This window comes from Buchnera aphidicola (Chaitoregma tattakana), from assembly GCF_039370165.1.
Classification (GTDB): Bacteria; Pseudomonadota; Gammaproteobacteria; order Enterobacterales; family Enterobacteriaceae; genus Buchnera_G; species Buchnera_G aphidicola_F.
In genome coordinates this window covers 192,969-215,756 of the sequence record NZ_CP134991.1, presented here as the reverse complement: position 1 = coordinate 215,756, position 22,788 = coordinate 192,969, and the positions used below count along the sequence as shown (strand labels likewise).

23 protein-coding genes and 1 tRNA gene are annotated in these 22,788 nt (G+C 20.4%); 12 read left to right on the top strand and 12 right to left on the bottom strand.

Translation table 11 applies throughout. The features are described 5' to 3' along the window. Nucleotides 1–100 precede the first annotated feature (100 nt). Nucleotides 101–1,354, bottom strand: coding sequence for a serine hydroxymethyltransferase (glyA, locus tag RJI84_RS00980; protein ID WP_343188905.1), 1,254 nt, complete (start codon nt 1,352–1,354; stop codon nt 101–103). Between the two features lie 66 nt (nt 1,355–1,420). After that, complete coding sequence (hisS, locus tag RJI84_RS00975; protein ID WP_343188904.1) at nt 1,421–2,698, bottom strand: histidine--tRNA ligase; 1,278 nt, start codon at nt 2,696–2,698, stop codon at nt 1,421–1,423. Nucleotides 2,699–3,021: 323 nt separating this feature from the next. On the opposite strand from hisS, the gene RJI84_RS00970 reads away from it, so the two are divergent. From RJI84_RS00970 to yciA, 7 genes are all read left to right on the top strand, one after another. Further along, complete coding sequence (locus tag RJI84_RS00970; RefSeq protein WP_343188903.1) at nt 3,022–3,801, top strand: inositol monophosphatase family protein; 780 nt, start codon at nt 3,022–3,024, stop codon at nt 3,799–3,801. Between the two features lie 442 nt (nt 3,802–4,243). Beyond that, nucleotides 4,244–5,230 carry an anthranilate phosphoribosyltransferase gene (gene trpD / locus RJI84_RS00965; protein ID WP_343188902.1) on the top strand — a complete coding sequence of 329 codons (987 nt, stop codon included), beginning with the start codon at nt 4,244–4,246 and terminating at the stop codon, nt 5,228–5,230. Beyond that, nucleotides 5,230–6,609: a bifunctional indole-3-glycerol-phosphate synthase TrpC/phosphoribosylanthranilate isomerase TrpF gene (trpCF, locus tag RJI84_RS00960; protein ID WP_343189258.1), complete on the top strand. Its 1,380-nt coding sequence runs from the start codon at nt 5,230–5,232 to the stop codon at nt 6,607–6,609. The genes trpD and trpCF overlap by 1 nt, the downstream gene beginning before the upstream one ends. Nucleotides 6,610–6,614: 5 nt before the next feature. Then, nucleotides 6,615–7,793 carry a tryptophan synthase subunit beta gene (gene trpB, locus RJI84_RS00955; protein ID WP_343189257.1) on the top strand — a complete coding sequence of 393 codons (1,179 nt, stop codon included), beginning with the start codon at nt 6,615–6,617 and terminating at the stop codon, nt 7,791–7,793. A gap of 11 nt (nt 7,794–7,804) precedes the next feature. Then, a complete protein-coding gene (trpA, locus tag RJI84_RS00950; protein ID WP_343189256.1) occupies nt 7,805–8,629 on the top strand; it encodes a tryptophan synthase subunit alpha in 825 nt (274 codons plus the stop codon). A gap of 95 nt (nt 8,630–8,724) precedes the next feature. Beyond that, the gene (locus tag RJI84_RS00945; protein ID WP_343189255.1) at nt 8,725–9,477 is read left to right on the top strand and encodes a YciC family protein; all 753 of its coding nucleotides are present in this window, start codon (nt 8,725–8,727) and stop codon (nt 9,475–9,477) included. 353 nt (nt 9,478–9,830) lie between these two features. Further along, nucleotides 9,831–10,247 carry an acyl-CoA thioester hydrolase YciA gene (gene yciA, locus RJI84_RS00940; protein ID WP_343189254.1) on the top strand — a complete coding sequence of 139 codons (417 nt, stop codon included), beginning with the start codon at nt 9,831–9,833 and terminating at the stop codon, nt 10,245–10,247. 188 nt (nt 10,248–10,435) lie between these two features. Here the strand turns inward: yciA and lipA are convergent, their stop codons facing one another. The 5 genes from lipA to mnmA all read right to left on the bottom strand — a co-directional run bounded on the left by lipA (nt 10,436) and on the right by mnmA (nt 15,229). Continuing rightward, on the bottom strand, nt 10,436–11,365 hold the full coding sequence (gene lipA, locus RJI84_RS00935; protein WP_343189253.1) for a lipoyl synthase: 930 nt from the start codon (nt 11,363–11,365) through the stop codon (nt 10,436–10,438). 60 nt (nt 11,366–11,425) lie between these two features. Next, the gene (lipB, locus tag RJI84_RS00930; RefSeq protein WP_343189252.1) at nt 11,426–12,040 is read right to left on the bottom strand and encodes a lipoyl(octanoyl) transferase LipB; all 615 of its coding nucleotides are present in this window, start codon (nt 12,038–12,040) and stop codon (nt 11,426–11,428) included. A 53-nt stretch (nt 12,041–12,093) separates the two neighbouring features. After that, on the bottom strand, nt 12,094–12,735 hold the full coding sequence (locus RJI84_RS00925) for a YchE family NAAT transporter (protein ID WP_343189251.1): 642 nt from the start codon (nt 12,733–12,735) through the stop codon (nt 12,094–12,096). A 248-nt stretch (nt 12,736–12,983) separates the two neighbouring features. Next, nucleotides 12,984–13,760, bottom strand: a complete 777-nt coding sequence (locus RJI84_RS00920; protein WP_343189250.1) for an enoyl-ACP reductase FabI — start codon at nt 13,758–13,760, stop codon at nt 12,984–12,986. Nucleotides 13,761–14,083: 323 nt separating this feature from the next. Further along, nucleotides 14,084–15,229 (bottom strand): tRNA 2-thiouridine(34) synthase MnmA, encoded by a 1,146-nt coding sequence (mnmA, locus tag RJI84_RS00915; protein ID WP_343189249.1) that lies wholly within the window; start codon nt 15,227–15,229, stop codon nt 14,084–14,086. Nucleotides 15,230–15,439: 210 nt separating this feature from the next. Here mnmA and lepA point away from each other — a divergent pair, with 210 nt between their 5' ends. From lepA to acpS, 5 genes are all read left to right on the top strand, one after another. Next, complete coding sequence (lepA, locus tag RJI84_RS00910) at nt 15,440–17,227, top strand: translation elongation factor 4 (protein WP_343189248.1); 1,788 nt, start codon at nt 15,440–15,442, stop codon at nt 17,225–17,227. 26 nt (nt 17,228–17,253) lie between these two features. Further along, nucleotides 17,254–18,057 carry a signal peptidase I gene (lepB, locus tag RJI84_RS00905; protein WP_343189247.1) on the top strand — a complete coding sequence of 268 codons (804 nt, stop codon included), beginning with the start codon at nt 17,254–17,256 and terminating at the stop codon, nt 18,055–18,057. Between the two features lie 84 nt (nt 18,058–18,141). Continuing rightward, entirely contained in the window at nt 18,142–18,822 is a 681-nt protein-coding gene (gene rnc, locus RJI84_RS00900) for a ribonuclease III (protein ID WP_343189246.1), read from the top strand. A 15-nt stretch (nt 18,823–18,837) separates the two neighbouring features. After that, the gene (era, locus tag RJI84_RS00895) at nt 18,838–19,665 is read left to right on the top strand and encodes a GTPase Era (protein ID WP_343189245.1); all 828 of its coding nucleotides are present in this window, start codon (nt 18,838–18,840) and stop codon (nt 19,663–19,665) included. A 16-nt stretch (nt 19,666–19,681) separates the two neighbouring features. Beyond that, nucleotides 19,682–20,056: a holo-ACP synthase gene (acpS, locus tag RJI84_RS00890; protein ID WP_343189244.1), complete on the top strand. Its 375-nt coding sequence runs from the start codon at nt 19,682–19,684 to the stop codon at nt 20,054–20,056. 131 nt (nt 20,057–20,187) lie between these two features. On the opposite strand, the gene tadA is transcribed toward acpS, so the two are convergent. The 5 genes from tadA to dnaQ form a co-directional block, all read right to left on the bottom strand. Beyond that, nucleotides 20,188–20,517: a tRNA adenosine(34) deaminase TadA gene (gene tadA / locus RJI84_RS00885; RefSeq protein WP_343189243.1), complete on the bottom strand. Its 330-nt coding sequence runs from the start codon at nt 20,515–20,517 to the stop codon at nt 20,188–20,190. Between the two features lie 60 nt (nt 20,518–20,577). Continuing rightward, nucleotides 20,578–21,048: an SsrA-binding protein SmpB gene (gene smpB / locus RJI84_RS00880; protein WP_343189242.1), complete on the bottom strand. Its 471-nt coding sequence runs from the start codon at nt 21,046–21,048 to the stop codon at nt 20,578–20,580. A 125-nt stretch (nt 21,049–21,173) separates the two neighbouring features. Then, nucleotides 21,174–21,719, bottom strand: a complete 546-nt coding sequence (locus RJI84_RS00875) for a nucleotide exchange factor GrpE (protein WP_343189241.1) — start codon at nt 21,717–21,719, stop codon at nt 21,174–21,176. 201 nt (nt 21,720–21,920) lie between these two features. Next, nucleotides 21,921–21,994 (bottom strand) — tRNA-Asp (locus tag RJI84_RS00870). Nucleotides 21,995–22,061: 67 nt separating this feature from the next. Beyond that, nucleotides 22,062–22,754, bottom strand: coding sequence for a DNA polymerase III subunit epsilon (gene dnaQ / locus RJI84_RS00865; protein WP_343189240.1), 693 nt, complete (start codon nt 22,752–22,754; stop codon nt 22,062–22,064). Nucleotides 22,755–22,788 lie beyond the last annotated feature (34 nt).

Here is a 22,788-nt window from a genome sequence, read left to right as displayed (position 1 = left end):
TAAGACATAATAATATTATGTAAAAAATTTTATATAAAATTATTTAAAAAATAGATTGTGTTATCGCAAATAATAAAGACAACACAATCTTTATATATTATTAATTTTTATATATAGGATATTTAGCACATAAATTTTTTATTTTATATTTCACATAATTTCTTATTTCTTTATTTTTTTTATTTTTAATTATTTTTATAATCCAATTAGATATTTTTATTGATTCTTTTTCTTTACATCCTCTTCTAGTGATAGCTGGAGTTCCTATTCTTATACCTGATGTAATATTATGTTTTGTCTTTTCTCCAGGTATACTATTTTTATTTACAATTATATTTACTTTTGATAAATAATTTTCAATTTCTGAACCAGTAGAATTTTCTTGTCTTAGATCTAATAAAAGCAAATGATTATAAGTCTTTTTAAAGACTATTTTCATATTCTTTTTTTTAAAAACTTTTATCATAGCATTAATATTATTTATAATTTGTTTTTGGTAGTTTTTAAATCTGCTAGTTAAAGCCTCTTTAAAAGCTATTGCTTTGGCCAAAATTACATGCATTAAAGGGCCTCCTTGGCATCCAGGAAATACAGAAGAATCTATTTTTTTTAATATTCTTTTATTTTTTAAGTTAGACATTATTATCCCGCCTCTTGGCCCAGCTAATGTTTTATGTGTTGTACTGGTTATTATATGTGCATATGGTATAGGATTATTGTACAAACCAGCTATTATTAATCCGGCAATATGAGAAATATCTACTAAAAGATATGCTCCCACTGCATCAGATATTTCTCGCATTTTTTTCCAATTGCAGGTTCCTGAAAAAGAAGAAAATCCTCCTACTATCATTTTAGGATTATATTTTTTAGCAATCTTTTCTATTTCTATATAATCTATTTTTCCTATATCATTTGTTTCATATGGTATAAAATTATATAATTTACCAGAAAAGTTTACCTTAGAGCCATGTGTTAAATGCCCTCCATGTGATAGCTTCATTCCTAGCACCGTATCACCATATTTTAAAATTGATGAATATGCAGCGAAATTAGCTTGAGATCCTGAATGTGGTTGTACATTTACATAATTTACATTAAATAATTTTTTTGCTCTATTGATTGCAATTTGTTCAATTTTATCTATATATTTGCACCCTGCATAATATCTATTTTTTACAATTCCTTCTGCATATTTATTTGTTAAAATAGATCCTTGTGCAGATAGTACAGCATTACTTACATAGTTTTCTGAAGCTATTAGAGTAATTTGATTTTCTTGTCTTTTTCTTTCTTTTTCTAATAAACTAAATATTTCTTTATCACTTTCTATTTTGTTATTTATTGTAAACATTTTTTATCTCATCACATTTTAAAAATAAATTAATAAAATAACTGTGTTAATGCAAAATATGCAATGTTAGAAAAACAATTTTGAAATTTCTTTTATTAGTTCTTTATAAGTACATTGTTTTTGTTCTTTGTTTTTTAAATTTTTTATAGAATAACATTTATATTCTATTTCTTGTTTTCCTATAAACAAAACCATTTTAACTTTATTTTCATAAGATTTCTTTAACTTTTTCTTGGTTCTTTCATTAGAAAAATTTATAAAAATTTTTAAAGTAGGAAATTTTTTTCTAATTTTTTCAGAAATGCTAATTGATTCCAAAATAGTTTCATTATCTAAAAATATTATTTCTATGTCTATAGTCGTTTTTTTTGTTTTATTCTTTTTTAAGTTATTTATTAATATTATTAATCTTTCTATACCTATAGCAAAACCAAATGAAGGTATTTTTTTTCCATTTAATATATATGCTAATTTATCATATCTACCTCCTGCACAAACTGTATTTTTTTTATTTAAGCTTAAATTTTTCCACTCAAAAACTGTGTCGTTATAATAACTTAGACCTCGTACCAAATTTTTGTTTATATAATATTTTATTTTAAACTTTTTTAAAACATTACATAAATGTTTAAATCTTAATAATGTTTTTTTACTTAAATTTTTATGTAATAATGGTGCTAATTTAAGAACTTTTTTTATATTACTATTTTTGCTTTCAAATAATCTTAATGGATTTTTTTTATAGTTTTTTTTATAATATTTTTTTATATAGTTGTGTTTACTGTCTAAAAAAGTATTTAATTTATTTTTATAAATTTCTCTTTCTTTTATTGATCCTATAGAATTAATTTCTAGTTTTAAATGTCTTGATACTCCTAAAACATTCCATATTTTAATTGTTATTAAAATTATTTCTAATTCTATATATATACTATTTGTACCTATTGATTCAACACCAAACTGGTGAAACTCTCTATATCTTCCTTTTTGTGTATTTTCGTGCCTATACATAGGACCAAAATACCATAATTTTTGTATTTTATCTTTATATAATAAATTATGTTCTATCACAGATCTTATACATCCTGAAGTACCTTCTGGCCTCAATGTAAGATGTTTTCCTCCTTTATCATAAAATGAATACATTTCTTGATCTATGATATCTGTATTGTTTCCTATAGAAATCTTAAACAAATCGGTTTGTTCTATTATTGGAGTCTTAATTTCTTTATAACAATATTTATTTAATATATTTTTACATATTTCTATTACGTAGTTATATAAGTGTAATTTTTTATCTATATAGTCATTCATTCCTTTAATGGATTTTATATTTTTTTTCATGGCTTTTTATAGTTATACTAATAATTAAAATTTTATTCTGTTATAAATGTTTTAAAAAAAATAATAAAATTTATTCATGTTATTATTTTAGTTTATGTAAAATATTATATATGTTTCCAAATATAATTTTTATATATAAATTGTATATTTAATAAAAATATATAAATTTTTATAAAAATTTAACAGTAAACAAAATATTTAGAAAATTAGTTTTTTTCAATATTTTATTTCAATGTATAAATTTTTATTTTTATTAAAAAATAAAATTTTAATTTTTATTAAAATAATTTTTAAACATTTATACTATATTGGTAATAATAGTTATGAATCCCATAGTAAATATTGCTATTTCAGCAGTTAGAAAAGCAGGTAATTTTGTTATAAAATATTATGATTCTTATTTTTTTTTAGAAAAAAATATTAAAAATTTTTTATTTTTTGAAGAAGTTATAAAAAAAACAGAAAGTATAATAATTAAAGAAATATTTAAATATTATCCAAATCATATTTATTTTACTAACAAAAATAATGACCATAATTTTAGTAAAGAAAAAATGTTTTGGTTCATAAATTCTTTAAATGGATATAAAAATTTTAGTAGTAAATTTCCACATTTTTGCATTTTGATATCATATTTTATAAAAAAAAATATATTTATGTCTGTAATATATGACCCATTAAGAAATGAACTATTTACTGCTGTAAAAGGTGAAGGAGCTAAGTTAAATGGATATAGAATGAGGTGTAATAATAATTTAACAGATAATGGTATTACTATAGCAATAAATGTTCCTACTAAAAATGAAAGTGCAAAACAAAAATATATAAAAATTATTAAGAAACTGTTTAATAAAAATATTAATATCAGAATAACAGGATCTAGTGTTCTAGATTTTGTGTATGTAGCATCCGGAAGATTAGATTGTTTAATAATAGAAAAAGAAAATGTATTAAACTTTCTTTCAGGGGAATTACATGTAAAAGAATCAGGAGGATTAACAGATGTAATATTTAGCAAAAGAAATAATTTTGAAAAGTTCAATATTTCAATAATAGGAAATAATATATTTATAAAAAAAATTGTTTCTTTAATAAACAGTTAATATTGTAATATTTAATAAAAATATTTTTCAAAGAAAAAAGATAATTTACCTTATAATATTAAATTAGTGATTCTAATTTTTAATATATACATTTTAACGTTTATTTCAAATATATATACAAGATATATTAAAAAAATAATATTAACAATGTTAAGATAACTTAATACCATATATTATATAATAAATTTTACTGTATTTTTATTAAGGTATATATTGATATATTTTATAGTAATATATATTATGTTAAAATTTTATTTTTTTTATAACATTTATAAACATAAAATAAAGTTTATATAATTTTTAATATGTAATATTATTTTACTAAAAAAAATGTTTGTATAACTTTTTTTTTAAAGTTATATGTATAAATTTTGTTAATATATATACAGAGTTTGTGAATATTTTAAAATAAAATAAAAATATTTTACTAAGTAATCATTATATGAAAAAGATATTTAAAAAATTATACAAATTACGAAATTTAAATCTTACAGAAAGTTGTAAATTGTTTGATAAAATATGTAATAAAAATATAAATTATGTAGAAATTGTTGCAGCCATAGTTTTAATGAATTTAAAAAAAGAAACGTTATATGAAATATTAGGAGCTGTAAAAAGTTTTTTAAAAATAAAAAAAAAATTTGAACAACCAGAATGTTTATTTTCAGATATTACTGGAACAGGAGGAGATTATCAAAATGATATTAATGTTTCTACAATAAGCGCAATAGTAGCAGCTATTGCTGGTTTTAAAGTTGTTAAGCATTGTAATTATAACGTTACTGGAAAATCAGGATCTGCTAATTTTTTAAAAAATAATAAAATTAATGTAAATATATCTCATAAAAAGTCTATAAACAATTTAGATAATTTTAATATATGTTTTTTACTCGCTCCTTTATATTATAAAAGTTTTGCTCATATACAAGACATACGTAAAAAATTGAGAATAAGAACGATTTTTAATTTAATAGGACCTTTGTTAAATCCTGCTAGACCTAAATTATCTGTTATAGGAGTATATAGTTTGCATTTAGTGCCAATTATAGCTAAAGTTTGTAAAATTTTAAAATATAAAAGAGTATTTGTAATACATAGTCAAAATTTTGATGAGGTAACTTTATACGGGCCGACTTATGTAAATGAATTAAATAATAATAAGATAGTTAAATATCAATTATTTCCTGAGGATTTTGGTTTTAAAACTTATTATAAAAAACTTTTCTTAAAAGATAACAATTTTGTAAAAAAACTTATGCAAGGACATGGAGAAAAAGTTTATGAAGAAACTATATCAGCAAATGTAGCTATTCTTTTAAAAACTTTCGGTTTAGAAAATATAAAAGATAATGCTTATTATGCATTAGACATTATAAAAAAAGGTGAAATTTTCAAATTTATAAAAAAAATGTCTACTAGGAAATGCTAATGAATAAATCGATTTTAGAAAGAATTTTATATTATAAAAAATCTTGGATAGAAAGAAATAAAACAGATCGACCATTAGAAAAGTTTAAGAATTTAATTAAAGAGACTAAACTTAGTTTAAAAAAATCTATAAACACAAAAAGCAAATCTTTCATATTAGAAATTAAAAAAGCTTCACCAACTTTTGGTACATTTAGAAAGTGTTTTAATATTTTAGAAATAGTAAAATGTTACAATAAATATGCTACTGCAATATCAGTTATTACAGAAGACAAATATTTTAAAGGAAATGTTAAATATTTAAAATATGTTAGAGAACATACAAAATTACCAATATTATGCAAAGATTTTTTTATAGACGAATATCAAATATATTTGTCTAGATTTTTAGGAGCAGATGCAATTTTATTAATTTTATCTATTCTAAAAGATTCTGAATATATAAGATTTTCAAAAATAGCCAAACTTTTAAAATTAGAAATATTAACTGAAGTTAGTAATGAATATGAGTTAAACAGAGCTAAATATTTAGGCGCTGAAATATTTGGTATAAATAATAGAAATTTACAAAATATGTCAATAGACATTAATATAACTAAAAAATTGTCTACATTAATTCCTAAAAATAAAATTATAATTAGTGAATCTGGAATATTAAATAACAACACTGTTAATAATTTAAAAAAATATGTACATGGTTTTTTAATAGGATCTGCAATAATGTCTAGCAAAAACATTAATATAAATGTAAAAAAAATAATTTTTGGAAATAACAAAATATGTGGCATAACCAGAAAAGAAGATATAATAAATATTTCAAATTATGGGGCAACGTATTGTGGTATTATTTTTTCTAATTCTTCTTTAAGAGTAGTAAAATTAGAAGAAGCAGAAAAAATTATGTGTTTGAGTTCATTAAAATATGTAGGTGTTTTTCAAGACGAGAGTATTAATAAAATAAAATATATATCTGAAAAATTAAATTTAAATGCTATACAACTACATGGAAATGAAAATGAAAAATATATATACAAATTAAGAAAAAGCTTACCTAAAAACATTAGCATATGGAAGGCTATAGGAGTAAAGTCAAAAATTAATAATATTTATTTTAAAAATGTAGATCATGTTTTATTAGATAATATTGTTCCAGGAAGTGGAAAATCTTTTAATTGGTCTATGTTAAAACATTTAAATTTAAAGAAAATATTTTTATCTGGAGGTATTAATATAAAAAATTGTACAAGTGCATTGGATATGAATTGCTATGGTTTAGACATAGGATCAGGGTTAGAAAAAAAAATAAGAATAAAAGATAAAAAAAAGATAAAATATTTTTTCTCAAAAATAAAAAATTATACAATTAAAAAAAGTTTATAAATAAAATGACTATATTAAATTCATACTTTGGAAAATTTGGTGGAATGTATGTTCCTCAAATATTAGTTCCAGCTTTGTTACAGTTAGAAAAATATTTTGTAAAATATCATGATAATAAAACCTTTAAAAAAGATATGAATTATTTGTTAAATAATTATGCAGGTAGACCTACCCCATTAACTTTATGTAATAATCTTACAAAAGGTACAAACACGAAATTATATTTAAAAAGAGAAGATTTATTGCATAGTGGAGCTCACAAAATTAATCAAGTAATTGGACAAGCTTTATTAGCAAAAAAAATGAAAAAGAAAAAGATAATAGCAGAAACTGGAGCTGGGCAACATGGAGTATCTACAGCGATGATATCTGCATTATTTAATTTAAAATGCAGTATATACATGGGTTCTAAAGATATAGAAAGACAATATACTAATGTATTGAAAATGAAATTATTAGGTGCGAAGATTATACCTGTAGTTTCTGGATCGAAAACTTTAAAAAGTGCTTGTAATGAAGCCATTCGGGCTTGGTCACATAGTTATCATGATACTCATTATATGGTAGGTACTTCAGCTGGACCTCATCCATATCCTAGTATAGTGCATAGATTTCAAAGTATTATAAGTTTAGAAGCAGAAAAGCAAATTTTGAAATTAGAAGACAAATATCCAGAAATAATAATAGCATGTGTAGGAGGTGGATCTAACGCAATAGGAATATTTTCAAAATTTTTAAGTAAAAACAATATAAAATTAATAGGTGTAGAAGCTGGAGGAAATAAAAATATTAAAGATCATAATAGTGCATCGTTAAAATATGGAAAATTAGGAATATATTTTGGAATGAAATCAAAAATTCTTCAAAATTATGAAGGCCAAATTAAAGAATCGCATTCTATATCTGCTGGACTAGATTTTCCTTCAGTTGGTCCTGAACATACTTGGTTAAATTATATAAAAAGAGTAAAATACGTAACTATACAAGATCATGAAGCTATAAGTGCATTTAAAATAATTTGTAAAAAAGAGGGTATAATACCAGCCTTAGAGTCTTCTCACGCGCTTGCATATGCTATAAAAATAATAAAAAAAGACCCAACAATAAAACAGACTATCATAGTAAACTTATCTGGAAGAGGAGATAAGGATGTTTTGTCTGTGAAAAATTTTATAAAAAGTTAAACGGAAACTTTATGAAAGATAGATATTTAAAAATTTTTAGAAAATTAAAAATGCACAGTGAAGGATGTCTAATACCATTTGTAGTATTAGGTGATCCAAATTTTGATATTTCATTAAACATTATATGTAATATAATTGAAAACGGTGCAGACGCTATTGAAGTAGGTATACCTTTTTCTGATCCTTTAGCTGATGGTCCTATTATACAAAATGCAAATTTAAGAGCAATTAGTTCGAAAGTTACAGTTTTAAAGTGTTTTAATATGATAAAATATATAAGAAAAAAATATCCAAATATTCCTATTGGATTATTAACATATTCAAATTTAGTGTTTGCTAATGGAATTAATAATTTTTATAAAAAATGTTATTTGTGTGGATTAGATTCGATATTAATAGTTGATTTACCTATAGAAGAATGTACACCTTTTTACAAAAGCTCGAAAAAAAACGATGTTTCACAAATATTTATTTGTCCTCCAGACATAAACGATAAATTCTTAAAAAAAATAGTTGAAATTTCTAAAAGTTATATATACTTACTTTCTAGACCAGGAGTTACTGGTATAGATAATAATAATAGTTTTAATATAAAAGGGATATGTAATAAAATAAAAAAATTTTCTTCAATACCTTTAGTGCAAGGTTTTGGTATACATTCTTCTAAACAAATAAAAAAAATATTAAAACTAAAAATAGATGGTATAGTATGCGGTTCTATTATAGTTAAACAAATAGAAAAATATTTAAACAATGAAAACAAAATAATTAAAAAAATTAATAATTTGATAGTAAAATTCAAAAATTCTACTAGAAAGAATTATAAAATATTATAAAAATATAGTGTTTAAAATTCTAAAAAACTTTTTTGTTAGTATATATTTTTATTTATAAATTATATTTTATAAAAAATTTTTATGGTGATAAAATAATGTTTATAAAAGAAACTGATTTGTTTATAGAGACATTAAACTTTGTAAAAAAAAATTGGATAAAACTGTGTTTAGTATCAATTTTTTTTTCTTTTACAATAATTGTATCTGATTATTATATTATTCCTACAATACAAAAAATTTATTTTACAATTTTAAGACAAGACAGAAATATGTATTCTTTAGTAAATATATTTGATTTAATGACTTTCTCACAGCAAAAAACAATTCTACAATTTTCTTTTTTAAGAAACATATTTTTTATAATTAATTTAACTTTTATTATAGAAAGTATAATGATGATAATATATTTTAAAGTGTGTGAAAAAAAAGAAAGTTTATATAAAATTTATAAAATGTTTTTTTCTATATTTCCTAATTTATTTTTATTAATTTTTTTTATAAACTTAATTATTCAGGCAGGTTTAGTATTGTTAATATTTCCAGCAATAATTTTTTCTATTTTTTTTTCTATATCTCCTATAATCTTAATTATAGAAAGGAAAGGAATATTGTTTTCTCTAAAAAAAAGTTTTTTAATTTGTTTGTCAAAATATAAAGAATTGTCTTTTCCGATAATAATGTGGTTATGTTCTAAATTTGTATTATTAATGATTGGTTATATATTCAGTATTAGATCAGAAAATTTTTTTTTATTTTTATACTATATTATTTCTAATTTTTTTTTGTGTATGTTAATAGTTTACTTATTCAAATTTTATTCTTTGTTTAATGCTATTAAAAAGTTTTAATAATTTTTAAAAAAAATATTAAAATTCTTTATATTTAATGTTTATTTAAATAGTATTATTATTTTTAAAAAAAAAATAAATTTAGTATGAACTATAGAATTTCATAAAATTATTTTATAAAGTTTTTGTTAAAAATTTAAATTTTAATTTATTAATTATATTAACACTATTTTAGTAATATTTTTTTAATAAAATTACTATAAAAATAACGCTTTTAATATAAAAGGTTTTAAATAATAATTTATAAAAAAAAGATTTTAAAATTAGTTTAAATTAAAGTATTTATATATTATTCGTGTTTTGTGTTTTTTTAATACTTTTATAAAAAATTATTTCTTTGAGTAAATATTATTATGTGTGTTAATAAAAAATTATCTAAAGGAAAATTAGTTATAAGAACTTTAGCTATGCCAAAAAATATAAATGCTAATGGAAGTATTTTTGGCGGGTGGATTATGTCACAAATAGATTTGGGAGGTGCAATATTAGCCAAAGAAATATCTAAGGGTAATGTTATGACTGTTAGAGTAAAACATATAACATTTCTACAACCTATTTTTGTAGGAGAAATTGTAAGCTTATATGCAAAATTATATAAAATAGGTGTAAGTTCTATGCATATAAAAATTCAAGTATGGACTAAAAAAGTTAGTACTAAACCTATAGGTTTAATTACATATGCATCTAAAGCTAACTTAATATACGTTGCTATAGATAGGAATAAAAAAAAAAGGTTAGCATTTCAAAATTATTTTATAAAAAAAAAATAAATACTAAAATATTTTTAAAATTTTACAAAAAATATTTAGTACATAATATGGTATGTAATTTATTAAAATCTTTTGTTAGTTTACATAATAAAAACAAAAAAATGTTGTAAATATTACTAATAAATTTTTGAATAATTAAAATAATTTAGTATTATTTTTAATTATTCAAAATTATTTTTTTATGGTTTCTACTTAGTAGTATTAATATTGACTTCATTTATTTGTTTATCTGAATGATAAGATGATCTAACTAATGGGCCACAAAATACATTTTTAAATCCTATTTTAGTGGCTATTTTCTTCAAATGTTTAAACTCTTTTATAGTAATATACTTTTTTACAGGAAAATGATATTGACTAGGCTGTAAATATTGTCCAATAGTTAACATATCTACATTATGCTTTTTTAAATCTTGCATTACATTTATTATCTCATTGTAATTTTCTCCTAAACCTACCATTAGTCCAGATTTTGTTAATACATTTTTGTTTCTTTTCTTAAATTTTTTTAATAGATTTAATGAATTTTTATAATTAGCACCTTTTCTAACATATTTATATAGTCTTGGCACACTTTCTATATTATGATTAAATATGTTAGGAGGTGACATAGAGATTATATCTATAGCATTATCGACACAATTTTTAAAGTCAGGAACTAAAGTTTCTACAGTAGTTCTTACATTATTTTTTTTAATTTCTTTAATACATTCATAAAAATGTTTAGCCCCGCCATCTTTTAAATCGTCTCTATTTACTGAAGTTATAACAACATGTTTTAAACTTATTTCTTTTACTACTTTTGCTATTTTTCTAGGTTCATTTTTATCAATTTTGTTAGGTCTTCCTTTTGATACTGCACAAAAAGTACACTTTCTTGTACAGATATTACCTAATATCATAAAAGTTACAGTTTTGTTATTAAAACATTCATATATATTTGGACATAAAGCTTCTTCGCATACAGAATATAAATTATTTTTTTTTAATACATGTTTAATGTTTTTTATTTCAACATTATTTATAGGAAACTTTGTAATTATCCAGTTTGGTTTTTTTAAAACATTTTTATATACTTTAGAAAATATAGCTGTATTTTTATAATATACATTTTTCATATAAAATATAATTTACCTATATAATAATTAAAAATATTAAAGATAAGACAATTATATAACTTAACTATTATTATTAATAAAAAATTTATTATAAAAAAAGTTGATTTTTTTTTTTAATATTTTTTTTACATCTTCTATTAATATAAATTTGTTAAACAATTTTATGTTTGTCATTTTAACGCCATAATTTTCACATGGGACAATTAAATTGAAGGGAAATAAATCCATATCTACGTTTAAAGACAGCCCATGCATAGAATATCCATTTTTGAAACACAATCCTATTGAACAAATTTTTTTTTTATTTACATATATTCCTGGTCTATGTGGAATGTAGTAGCTAGTTATATTAAAATAATTTAAAGTTGAAATTACAGATCTTTTTATTAATTTTATTAAATAAAACATTTTTTTAATTTTTTTTAAATAAATTAAAAAATACACTAATTGTTGTCCTGGTCCATGATATGTTATTCCTCCACCTCTATTAGAGTTATATATATTAATTTTTTGAGTAATATAATATATTTTTTTGTTATTGTTTTTTTTCCCTAAAATAAATACTGGTAAATGTTCTGTAAACCAAATTTCGTTTTGAAAACGTTTTTTCTGTACAAAATTTTTCATAAGTGTATATGTATACTTCCAATCTTTTATACCTAAATCTTTAAACAAAATTTTTTTTTTATTTTCATAATTAAATAAATTTTAAAATATTTCCTAAATTATCATTTTAACATAAAAAATTTTATTTCGTTAATTAAAAATTCTATTCCTATAGACATTAATAATAAACCCATAATTTTTGTTGTAATATTCACTCCATCTTCACCTAATATTTTTATAAAAAAATTAGATAAGTTAAATAGTATCCAGCACATATATGAAAAAATTACAATTACAAATGAGCATATTATTATGCTAAAAATGTTATTGTGTTGAGTACTCCATATAATAATAGAACTAATTACTCCAGGTCCAGCTATTAATGGGGTAGCTAATGGCACTACGCCAATTTCTCGAGAAACTATTTTACTTTTTTTGTTTCTTCCAAACTTTTTATTTTTTTTATATAGTTTTCCAGTTATCATAGATATAGCAGTACTTGTAATTAATATTCCTCCTGCTATTTTAAATGAATGTATTGAAATGCCAAATGTATTTAAAATTTTTGATCCGAACAATAACGAAGATAATAGTATAAAAAACACTGTTAAATTAACTTTAAAGTTAGTCTGTTTTCTTTCTACAGAATTTTGACAATTTGTCATACTTATAAATACCGGAATCATTCCTATAGGATTTATTAAAACAAATAAGTTAAAAAAAAAACTTATGTATAAAAAAATATTCAATGATTTTAAATGCATGATTTCTCCTAAAAGATTATCAAATTTCTTATTCGCACAAAATATTTTATATATTATAGAATAAAGTTTGTAATAAGTTTTTAAAAATATATTCTTAACATAAATATTTTACATAACATGATATATTATGTACATAATTAATAATAGTTTATTAAAAATTATAAAAAAATTATTATTTTAGTTTTGTAAATTTGTATAACTAATACTATTTAAAATGTAAAAATTTTATAAAAAATATAATTTAAATTTTAAAATATATTATTCAAGCCATTACTTACATGAATAATTTGTCCTGATATTCCAATAGAAAGATCAGAGCATAAAAAAGAAGCTACATTTCCTATTTGAAAAATATTTACACTTTTTTTATTAAATATTTTTTTTTTAGAATTTTTATAAATTTTATAAAAATTTTTTATCACATATGAAGATGTAGTTTTTACTGGACTTATTGAAAGTGCATTAGCTCTTACATATTTTTTTTTAAAATAGTAATCTATATATTTTACATTCGCTTCTAAAGACGCCTTAGCTGGGCCCATCACATTATAATTAGGAACTACTAAACCAGATCCTAAATAAGAAACAGTTAATAAAGAAGCATTTTTATTAAGCATTTTTTTAGATTCCTTACACAAAGCTACAAAACTATAAGAACTAATTTCATGAGCGATATTAAAACTTTTTCTATTTACTATGTCTAAATAATTTTTAGAAAACTGATCTAAAGGAGCAAAAGCAATAGAATGAACTAACCCATCTAAATATTTCCATTTTTTTGACAATTTATAAAACAGTTTCCTTATACTACTATCGCTAGCAACATTACATTGTAATACTGGTTGACAGTTATTTTTTTCTGCAAAATTTTTTATAAATTTTTTGTCTTTATAATCAAAATAAGTTAAAGCAACTTTTGCTCTATGACTTATCATAGATTTAGCAATACCATACGCTATAGAGAATTTGTTTCTAATTCCCATTATCAAAATCTTTTTTCTAAACAGCAAATTAGTGTATTTCATTTTTTTATAAAATATATGAATAAAAATATAAATAAAATTAAGACTAACATTTTAGAAGAATAAAGTTAATAAATTTTTTATATAACATTTTTACAACAATAAAAAATGTGTTTATATATTACACTAATATACAATACTCCAATGTTAGTTAAACTTTTTTTATAAATTTTAATATTTTACATAAATCTTTTTAGTATGAATTAATAATATATATTAATGTATAAAAAATAATATTCATATATACAAACACTTACATTTTTTATATAAAAATATTTAAGTGCATCTTTGTAAACTAATATAATATTTTTATAAAGTATTTTTTTTTAAATTAATTTTATTAATGGAATATTTTGTGAAACTATTCCCCCGCCTAAACATATTCTAAAAATATAAAAAACAGCAGATTGCCCTGGAGTAATAGAAGAAATTGGATTCTTAAAAATTACTTTTGCATTATTTTTATCGTTCAACTTAATTAAACAATCAAAATGTTTTTCTTGATGTCTAACTTTAAGTGTACAAAAGAAATATTGATTAGTATTAACATTTATTAAAAAGTTAATATTATTTATTAACATGCCTATAGACATTAAATGAGGATTATTAAATCCTCTAGAAACAGTTAAATAATTTTTTTTTATGTTTTTTTCAATTATATAAAAAGGTGAACTATATAAATAATTTTTAAACTTTATATTTCCTATATTCTTTCTTTGTCCTAAAGTATAATTATGTATTCCATTATGTCTTCCTATAAGAATTCCTGAAATAGTAAATATTTTACCTCGTTTATTTTTTATATATTTCTTTAAAAAATTTTGTAACTTTTTAGGACCAATAAAACATATTCCAGTAGAGCTTTTTTTGTTAGCTACAGAAATTTCTAATCTTTTTGCAATTAATCTGACTTTCTTTTTATGTATGTTACCTAGAGGAAATAAAATTTTATTTAGATGTTTCTGTTGTAAATTATATAAAAAATAACTTTGATCTTTTTTTTTATCCAATCCTTTAAATAAAAAATTTACATTATCTATAGACTTTATCATTGCATAATGACCGGTAGCAATAAAATCTGCTTTTAAATGTTGAATAGAAAAATTTAGAAATGTTTTAAATTTTATTTCTTTGTTACATAAAATATCTGGATTAGGAGTAATTCCTGTTTTTAAACCATGTAAAAATTTTAAAAAAACTTTATCCCAATATTCTATAGAAAAGTTTATTTTATGAAATGGTATTTTAATAATTTTACATACATTTTCTGCGTCTTGTAGATCTCTTTCTGATGCACAAAAATTTTTTTTATCATCTTCTTCCCAATTTTTCATAAATAGCCCTTCTACATTATATTTTTTTTTTAATATCCATGCAGAAACAGATGAATCAACTCCCCCTGACATTGCTACAATAACTTTTTGTCTTTTTTTTTTTTTCATATATTGTTCTATTATTTTTTTATATAACATTTTATAAATGTAAATATATTTATATATATTTAAAAAAAAATTGTGTTTTTATAACTTAAATAAATATATATTAAAGTTAATTAGTAAATTTAAATATTTTATTATAAATTTATAAAAAATAATATTAAAATTTTGTAAAATTTAAGTTAATTGGTTGTTTTTAAAAATATTTATAATTGAATATATATGATACAAAGAACTATCTAAAAAATGAAAAATATAAGAAATTTTTCTATAATAGCTCATATAGATCATGGAAAATCTACTTTAGCAGATAGATTTATTCAAATATGTAAAGGTTTACCAGAAAGAGAAATGAAAAATAGAGTATTAGATTCTATGGATTTAGAAAAAGAAAGAGGAATAACTATAAAAGCACAAAGTGTTTCATTAGCATATAAGTCTTTATGTGGAAAAAATTTTTTTTTAAATTTTATAGACACTCCAGGACATGTAAACTTTTCTTATGAAGTTTCTAGATCATTACATGCGTGTGAAGGAGTGTTGTTAGTAATAGACTCTACACAAGGAGTGGAAGCTCAAACATTAGCTAATTGCATTTTTGCAATGAAAAGAAACCTAAAAATTATTCCTGTAATAAATAAAATAGATCTTCCTACTTCAAATGTAGACAAATCTATTATGGAAATAGAAGAAATTATAGGAATAGACACTAAAGATTATGTAAAATGTTCAGCAAAAACAGGATATGGAATAATAGATTTATTGGAAAAAATCGTTTCTTGCATACCATGTCCTAGTGGAAAAAAAATATTTAAATTACAAGCGCTAATTATAGATTCATGGTTTGACAATTACTTAGGAGTAATAATTTTAGTAAGAATAAAAAACGGAATATTATTACCGAATTCTAAAATAAAAATAATTAATACTGGATATACATGTAAAATAGAAAAAATTGGTATATTTACTCCTAAAAAAGTTTATAAAAATAAATTAATCGCTGGAGAGATAGGCTGGGTTATTTGTGGAACTAAGAAAGTTTCAAACATTTTAGTAGGACATACTATTACTAATTTTGAAAATCCTGCAAAATTTTGCATAACAAATTTTAGTAAAACTAAACCGCAAATATATATTAGTCTATTTCCAATAAAATCAGAAAAGTATAAAAATTTAAAAGATGGAATAAGAAAACTAAGCTTAAATGATAATGCTCTATATTATGAAAAAGAACATTCAAAATCTTTAGGTTTTGGATTCAGATGTGGTTTTGTTGGATTACTACATATGGAGATTGTAAAAGAAAGATTAGAAAGGGAATACTATGTAGAAATAATATCAACATATCCTAATGTAATATATAAAATATATACTAAAAAAAATAAAATTATACATGTAGATAATCCTGCGAAATTTCCTGATAAGAAATATATAAAACATATAGAAGAACCTATTTCTAAGTGTACAATTTTGTCTCCAATAATTTTTTTTGGTAGAATTATACAATTATGTGTAAATAAGAGAGGGATACAAAAAAAAATAAAATACTACCATAATCAAGTATGTATTGTATATGAAATACCAACATCTGAAATAATTATTGATTTTTTTGATAAAATTAAGTCTTTATCAAAAGGATACGCATCTTTAGAATATAATTTTTTAAAATATAAAAAAACAGATGTAATAAAATTAGATATATTAATAAACTCTAAAAAAATTGATGCTTTATCATATATTATTTATAATAATAATATATATAATTTTGCTAAAAAAATATTAAAAAAAATTAAAAATACAATTTCTAGACATCAATTTGAAATTACTATACAAGCAGCTATAGGAAACAAAATAATATCTAAAGATAATATAAAGCAGTTAAGAAAAAATGTAATTTCAAAATGTTATGGTGGAGATATAACTAGAAAAAAAAAATTGTTGCAAAAACAAAAAAAAGGTAAAAAAAAATTAAAAAGAATAGGAAAAATTAATATACCACAAGAAACTTTTTTCCATATTTTAAAAAAAAGTTAATAAAAAAAATATTAAGAGTATAATTAATGTCTAATTTAATTGAAAACATAATTGTATTTTTTACATGTATTACTTTTATATTTTGGATATATGATAAGTTTGAATTATATTTTTTTAGAAATAAAGTTAACAAAAATAATACATATGATATAAAAAAAATTTTTAGTACATTTTTTTATACATTTTTTGTTATATTTATAATAAAATCATTTATTTTTGAATCATATATAGTGAAATCTAATTCTATGTTTCCAACATTAATAGAAGGAGATTTTATTATAGTAGAAAAATTTTCATATGGAATTAAAGATCCTATTTTTCATAAAGTTATAATAAATTTTAAAAAGCCTATGATTGGGGATATAGTTACATTTAAATATCCAAAAAATAAAAATATCTGTTTTGTAAAAAGAATAGCTGCTACACCTGGAGATATTATAAAATATGATTATTATAGAAAAAAAATATCAATATATGAAATATATAACAAAGAATTTTATATACAAAAAGCAGAATTTTCTAAACATGATAAAGTAGATGACTTAGAAGATAAAAAAAATGTGATATATAAAGTTTTTACAAAAAAAGAAAACCGATTTTTAAAAAAAAATACTTTCAGAAATGAAAAAAATGTTTATATATATATTGTACCAAAAAATAATTATTTTGTATTAGGTGATAACTTTGACAATAGTTTAGATAGTAGATTTTGGGGTTTTTTACCTAAAGAGAATTTAATAGGTAAAGTAGTCACTATATGGATGAGTATAGGACATAATTATAATATATATTTTTTAAATATTTCTTTAAAAAGAATTAGGATTTTTTAATAAATAATTTGATAATAAATTTATTAATAAAAATGTATTAGTAAAAAAAAATAAATTTGTAATTAATATTTAAATTGGTAAAATATGAATTTTATAGAAATAAAAAAAATACAAAAAACACTAGGTTATGTATTTAATAAAATAGAATTGTTAAAACAAGCTCTTACACACAGAAGTTCAAGTAATAAACATAATGAAAGATTAGAATTTTTAGGAGATTCTATTTTAAGTTTTATAATAGCAAATGCTTTATATAAATGTTTTCCACTAGTGAATGAAGGTGATATGAGCAGAATGAGAGCGACTTTAGTTAGAGGAAATACTTTAACCAAAATAGCTAATGAATTTGAATTAGGAGAATATCTCAAGTTAGGGCAAGGAGAGTTAAAAAGCGGGGGTTTTAGAAGAGAATCTATATTAGCAAACACTGTAGAAGCACTAATAGGAAGTATATTTTTAGACAGTGATATTTATGTGACAGAAAAACTAATATTAAAATGGTATCATAATAGATTAAAATATATAAATCCTGAAGATACTAAAAAAGATCCTAAGACCAGACTCCAAGAATTTCTTCAATCTAAACATTTACCATTGCCTATATATTTTATTATACAAGTATATGGTGAAGCACATAGTCAACTATTTACAATTAGATGTAAGATTTTTGGTGTAAAAAATCATATAGTAGGTATAGGTGCAAGTAGAAGAAAGGCTGAGCAAGATGCCGCTAAAAGAGCTTTGTTAAAATTAGGTATAGAATAAAAGAATAAAATACTTATGAAAAACATGTTTTGTGGAACAATATTAATTGTAGGTAAAACTAATGTAGGAAAATCAACTTTATTTAATAAACTTATTAAAAAAAGAATATCTATAGTTTCTAATAGAAAAAATACTACAGAAAAATATATTGTAGGAGTTAGAAATAACTTTAATAAACAATCAATATTTATTGATACACCCGGTATTTTTAAATTTAAACTTAATAAAAAATTTCATGTATGTAAAAAAAAATTTTATGTAGATTTAATAATATTAGTTATAGATAGAAACATATGGAAACAAGAAGATGAAAACATTTTAATATCATTAAATAATACTAAAGTACCAATAATATTGTTAATAAACAAAATTGATAAAATAAAGGATAAAAGTGTACTGTTACCATTTTTAAAGTATATACACAAAAAATATAAATTTTTTAAATTAATTCCATCATCCTCAAATAAGAAAAATAATATTAAAAAAATACGTGCAATTGTAGAAAAAAAATTACCACATAGAAAACATATTTTTAAAAAAAATTTTGTTACCTACAACACTAAACAATTTATAGTATCTGAAATTGTAAGAGAGAGATTTTTACACTATTTTTCACAGGAAATACCATACAAATTAAAAATAGAAATAGAATCTATAAAAGAATTAAAAGCTAAAATTTTATTTATAAAAGCTATTATAAAAACTAAAAATAATAGACATAAAAAAATAGTTATCGGAAATAAAGGAAATATGATAAAAAAGTGTAATATAACATCTAGAAAAAAAATAGAAATGTTTTTTAAAAAAAAAGTGCATTTATATTTTACAGTACAAACCATATAAAAATAAAAAATTTGTTATGAGTATATTAGGAATAGGAATTGATATAGTAGAAATAAATAGAATAAAAAAAATTGACATTTTTTTTAGAAACAAACTTGCAAAAAGGATTCTATCTAAAAAAGAGTTAAGTAAATATTTAGTATCCTGTAACAAAATACAATTTCTAATAAAAAGATTTTGTGTTAAAGAAGCACTTGCAAAAGCTTTAGGAACTGGTATACGCAATAAAATATCGTTTAAACATTTTGAAATATATAACAATAGATTAGGAAAACCAAAAATAAAATTTTTAAAAAACACATTTTCTTATTTTCATAAAATTAAAAAAAAACATGTAAGTATAAGTCATGAAAAAAAATATTTTTGTTCAATTGTAATATTAGAAAATTAAATTAAAATAAAAAAGAAAATGATACTTCTATAATTTTTATAAGTATTATTTTCTTTTATTTATAAAAAACTGTTTAACTATATTTTTACATTTACTTCTAAAAATATTATTTTTTATTTTAATATTATTTTCTAAAAAAAAAAATCTAATACATTTTTTTTATAATCATGAGAACTTGTACCATATACTAATTTATAAATTCTACTATTTATTATTGCTCCAGCACACATTAAACACGGCTGCATGGTTACATATAAAGTAGTGTTTAATAGTCTATAATTTTTTAAAAGTTGACCTCCTTTTCTCAAGGCAATTACTTCTGCATGAGCTGTAGGATCATTGTTTTTTATAGATTTATTATAACCCGTAGCAACAATTTTATTATTTAAAACTAAAATAGCTCCTATTGGAACTTCATTAATATTTTTAGCTTTTTTAGCTAAAATTAATGCCTTTTTCATCCAATATTTATCAATATTTTTCAATTATTTTGCCAAAATTTTATGTAAATAAACTCTTTGTTAAAAAATAATATCTCTTTTAGATTTTTTAATTAGTCTTAATTTTTCAACTTTCCATTCTTGCGCTTTTTTTATATTCCTTTTGTCATACTTTTTAATTCCTTTAGCCAAACCTATCTTTATTTTGCATAAAAAATTTTTCCAGAATAAACATATCGGAACAATAGTAATATTTTTTGCAAAAATTTCGTTTGACAGATATATAATTTCTTTTTTTTTTAATAAAAGTTGAATATTTCTATTTTTTTCTACATTTTTAATGTTTAAATTGTTGTTTAACAAATTAATATTATAATTTGTTAAATATATGTTTTTTTTAATAATAGAAATATAACTATTAGATATATTAATATTTTTACTACGTATAGATTTAATTTCCCATCCTTTTAAAGACATCCCTGCATTAAAAGTTTTAATAATATAAAAATTATGAAATACTTTTTTATTAAGTAAGAATTTTTTTTTATACATGTTATTTTAAAATTTAAAAATAAAAAATTTGAACTAATTAAAATTATTAATACTGTTGATTTATAATTAAATATACCATACTAACTACATAATTTATTAACATAACAAAAATTACTAAATTAATTTTATTTATATTTTTTATTTACTATTACCATTGCTGGCCTTAATAAGCGATTATGTAATAAATAACCTTTCTGAATTATATTAGCTACAAAATTATCTTTAAATTTTTTAGAATAAATAACTGATATAGCCTGATGAATATTAGGATCAAATTTTACATTAACTTGTTTTATTTCACATATTTTAAACTTTGATAATGATTTCATAAAATTTTTTAATACACTTTCTAGTGAATATAAAAAATTGTTTATATAAACATTACTAACACTATTTTTTAATTCTATAGCTTTATTTAAACTATCTATTACTGGTAAAGTTTCTTTAATAACATTTTCTAAAGAATATTTATAACTATTTTCTATTACTTTATTAAGTCTTTTTGATTCTTTAACTAAATTATTTTTAACAATTTTTTTTTTTACCAATATGTTTTTATTTAATTTACCTACTTTTTTCAAAATTTTATTATATTTTAATAATATTTTTTTTTGCTCTAACTCTAAAATTTCAAGTTCATGTATCAAAGAAGATTTTAATTTTTTTTTCATTTAAATACCTAAAAATTTTATAAATATTAATACCAATTTAAAAATTCTAATTATAAAATATATAAAATTTTATTTACAAATAAAATTAAAAAATAATAATAGATACATTAAAAAATAAATAAAATCTTTTATATTTAAAACTTGTTTAGTAAAACTATAATTTTTTTTATATAAATTAAAATGAACAATATTACAAATTTTCGGTGCGAACGGGATTTGAACCCGTGACCCCCGGCGTGACAAGCCGATATTCTAACCAACTGAACTATCGCACCAATTATATTTTTTATTATACTTTTTAAAAATCTTTAAGTCAACTTATTAACATTATGTTATAAAAAATTATTTTTTATCAAGCATCTTTAAATACTTCTTATGCATACAAATTTCTTCAGAATTAGCTAATTTTAATACATTTTTTAAAAATTTGTTATTATTTTTTTTATACATTTTTTTATTGTTATTTTCATCAAAAAAAATAATTTTATTTTGCTTTCTAGTCATTCTAATATATAATTCAGATAATATTTTTGCATCTAATATAGCACTATGAAACTTTCTGTTAAAATTTTTTATTTTATATCTGTTACATAATATATCCAGAGTATTTTTTCTTCCAGGATATATACTTCTAGCTAAAATTAATGTATCAATTATATTACATATATTATTTATTTTATTAATTTTGTAATCAATAATGGATAGTTCATATTCTAAAAATTTTATATCAAAAGATGCATTATGTATTATTAAATCAGAATTTTTTATAAAATTTATTAAATTGTTTACTATACTAGAAAAAGTAGGTTTATCTAATAAAAATTCGTCAGAAATTCCATGTATTTCAAAAGCTTTTTTTTCTATTTTTCTATTTGGATTTAAATAGCAATGAAACTTGTTTCCAGTTAATTTTCTATTTATTATTTCTACAGCTCCTATTTCAATTATTTTATGTTTACTTTTGTTTTTCCTAAAAATAGAATCTATACCAGTAGTTTCTGTATCTAAGGCAACTTGTCTTTTAAATTTTTCCATAAAAACCCCATGTAAAAATTTTAAATAAGGAATA

What these genes read in the sequence shown, in the direction of transcription:
- RJI84_RS00945 (WP_343189255.1), top strand. Translation starts at nt 8,725, where the DNA reads ATGTTTATAAAAGAAACTGATTTGTTTATAGAGACATTAAACTTTGTA.
- RJI84_RS00920 (WP_343189250.1), bottom strand. Translation starts at nt 13,760, where the DNA reads ATGAAATACACTAATTTGCTGTTTAGAAAAAAGATTTTGATAATGGGA.
- rnc (WP_343189246.1), top strand. Translation starts at nt 18,142, where the DNA reads ATGAATTTTATAGAAATAAAAAAAATACAAAAAACACTAGGTTATGTA.
- lipA (WP_343189253.1), bottom strand. Translation starts at nt 11,365, where the DNA reads ATGAAAAATGTATATTATAAAAATACAGCTATATTTTCTAAAGTATAT.
- trpD (WP_343188902.1), top strand. Translation starts at nt 4,244, where the DNA reads ATGAAAAAGATATTTAAAAAATTATACAAATTACGAAATTTAAATCTT.
- RJI84_RS00875 (WP_343189241.1), bottom strand. Translation starts at nt 21,719, where the DNA reads ATGAAAAAAAAATTAAAATCTTCTTTGATACATGAACTTGAAATTTTA.
- trpA (WP_343189256.1), top strand. Translation starts at nt 7,805, where the DNA reads ATGAAAGATAGATATTTAAAAATTTTTAGAAAATTAAAAATGCACAGT.
- RJI84_RS00925 (WP_343189251.1), bottom strand. Translation starts at nt 12,735, where the DNA reads ATGCATTTAAAATCATTGAATATTTTTTTATACATAAGTTTTTTTTTT.
- glyA (WP_343188905.1), bottom strand. Translation starts at nt 1,354, where the DNA reads ATGTTTACAATAAATAACAAAATAGAAAGTGATAAAGAAATATTTAGT.
- lepB (WP_343189247.1), top strand. Translation starts at nt 17,254, where the DNA reads ATGTCTAATTTAATTGAAAACATAATTGTATTTTTTACATGTATTACT.
- trpCF (WP_343189258.1), top strand. Translation starts at nt 5,230, where the DNA reads ATGAATAAATCGATTTTAGAAAGAATTTTATATTATAAAAAATCTTGG.
- acpS (WP_343189244.1), top strand. Translation starts at nt 19,682, where the DNA reads ATGAGTATATTAGGAATAGGAATTGATATAGTAGAAATAAATAGAATA.
- trpB (WP_343189257.1), top strand. Translation starts at nt 6,615, where the DNA reads ATGACTATATTAAATTCATACTTTGGAAAATTTGGTGGAATGTATGTT.
- lepA (WP_343189248.1), top strand. Translation starts at nt 15,440, where the DNA reads ATGAAAAATATAAGAAATTTTTCTATAATAGCTCATATAGATCATGGA.
- hisS (WP_343188904.1), bottom strand. Translation starts at nt 2,698, where the DNA reads ATGAAAAAAAATATAAAATCCATTAAAGGAATGAATGACTATATAGAT.
- mnmA (WP_343189249.1), bottom strand. Translation starts at nt 15,229, where the DNA reads ATGTTATATAAAAAAATAATAGAACAATATATGAAAAAAAAAAAAAGA.
- smpB (WP_343189242.1), bottom strand. Translation starts at nt 21,048, where the DNA reads ATGTATAAAAAAAAATTCTTACTTAATAAAAAAGTATTTCATAATTTT.
- era (WP_343189245.1), top strand. Translation starts at nt 18,838, where the DNA reads ATGAAAAACATGTTTTGTGGAACAATATTAATTGTAGGTAAAACTAAT.
- dnaQ (WP_343189240.1), bottom strand. Translation starts at nt 22,754, where the DNA reads ATGGAAAAATTTAAAAGACAAGTTGCCTTAGATACAGAAACTACTGGT.
- yciA (WP_343189254.1), top strand. Translation starts at nt 9,831, where the DNA reads ATGTGTGTTAATAAAAAATTATCTAAAGGAAAATTAGTTATAAGAACT.
- tadA (WP_343189243.1), bottom strand. Translation starts at nt 20,517, where the DNA reads ATGAAAAAGGCATTAATTTTAGCTAAAAAAGCTAAAAATATTAATGAA.
- RJI84_RS00970 (WP_343188903.1), top strand. Translation starts at nt 3,022, where the DNA reads ATGAATCCCATAGTAAATATTGCTATTTCAGCAGTTAGAAAAGCAGGT.